2 protein-coding genes are annotated in these 1,565 nt (G+C 73.4%); both read right to left on the minus strand.

Going from position 1 to position 1,565, the window contains the following annotated elements:
• Positions 1 to 910: beta-ketoacyl synthase N-terminal-like domain-containing protein (locus ABZV34_RS39260; protein ID WP_356288022.1), on the minus strand; the 910-nt coding region annotated here is incomplete at its 3' end.
• A 156-nt stretch (positions 911 to 1,066) separates the two neighbouring features.
• Positions 1,067 to 1,565: phosphopantetheine-binding protein (locus ABZV34_RS39265; RefSeq protein ID WP_356288025.1), on the minus strand; the 499-nt coding region annotated here is incomplete at its 5' end.

Consider the following 1,565-nt stretch of genomic DNA (forward strand, 5'->3'; position numbering starts at 1 on the left):
CGTCGTAGTTGACGGCGGAGCCGCGGACGACGGCGAGGACGGGGTGGCCGTTGCGGCGGGCGTCGGAGAGGCGCTCCACCAGGAGCAGGCCGACGCCTTCGGACCATCCGGTGCCGTCGGCGTCGTCGGAGAACGCCTTGCAGCGGCCGTCGGCGGCGAGGCCGCGCTGCCGGCTGAACTCGAAGAGCAGTCCGGGGGTCGCCATGACGGCGACGCCGCCGGCCATGGCGAGGTCGCACTCCCCCGACCTCAGGGCCTGCACCGCCCAGTGGAGGGCGACCAGGGAGGAGGAGCAGGCGGTGTCGACGGTGACGGTGGGGCCCTCCAGGCCCAGGACGTAGGAGATGCGGCCGGAGGCGACGGAGGTGGCGTTGCCGGCGAGCATCAGTCCGTGGACGTCCTCGGGGACCTCCACGGGGCCCTGGCCGTAGCCGGAGGTTGCGGCGCCGATGAAGACGCCGGTGGCGCTGGAGCGCAGCGTGGCGGGAGGGATGCCGGCGCGTTCGAGGAGTTCCCAGGACGCCTGGAGGAGCAGCCGCTGCTGGGGGTCGGTGGCGAGGGCCTCGCGGGGGCTCATGCCGAAGAAGCCGGCGTCGAACGCGGCGGCGTCGCCGAGGAAGCCGCCTTCGCGGGTGGAGAAGGTGCCGGGCTTGTCGGGGTCGGGGTCGAAGCGGTCCTCGATGTCCCAGCCGCGGTCGGCGGGCAGCGGGCCGATGGCGTCGCCGTCCTCGTCGACGAGCCGCCACAGGTCCTCGGGGGTGGCCACCGCGCCGGGGAAGCGGCAGCTCATCGACACGATGGCGATGGGCTCGCGCTGCTTCTCCTCCACGTCGTGAAGCTGCCGGCGGGTCTGCCGCAGCTCCGCCGTCACCCGCTTGAGGTACTCGACGTACTTGCCGTCGTCAGCCACGTGTCTCACTTCCTTGACCCGAGCCGGACCGTGTCCGCTGTGCGGGAGCCGGTGCCGGAGTGGGGAGGTCCAGTGCCCGAGGGGAGGGATCGGCTCCCGTAGGGGGGTGGTCCGCGGCGGCGGGTGCCGCCGCCGTGCGGGCGTCCGCTGCCGTGGTCACGTCGTTCCCAGCTCCCTGTCGATGAGGTCGAACAAATCGTCGGCGGTCTCGACCGATTCCAGTTCGCCGTCCCCCGCGTCCGGTTCCTCGGTCCCGGTGACCGTCACCGGCGCGCCCGACCAGCGGGCCAGCAGGTCCCGCAGCCGGTCGGTGACGCGGGCGCGGTCCTCGGTGTCGTCCACGTCGGTGCCGTTCAACGCGGCGTCCAGGCGGTCCAGTTCGCCCAGCAGGGCCTGCGCGCCGCCGGGCGGGTCGGGCAGGTCCAGCTGCGTCAGCAGGTGGCGGACCTGGACGGCGGGGGTCGGGTAGTCGAAGACGAGGGTCGCCGACAGCCGCAGGCCGGTGACGGCGTTGAGGCGGTTGCGCAGTTCGACCGCGGTCAGCGAGTCGAAGCCGAGTTCCTTGAAGGACTGCTCGGGTTCGATCTCGGCGGCCGAGGAGTGGCCGAGGACGGCCGCGGCCTGCTCGGCGACCGCGTCGAGCAGCAGCTGCTCC

The sequence above is a fragment of the Streptomyces sp. NPDC005195 genome, assembly GCF_040608315.1.
Classification (GTDB): domain Bacteria; phylum Actinomycetota; class Actinomycetes; order Streptomycetales; family Streptomycetaceae; genus Streptomyces; species Streptomyces kaempferi.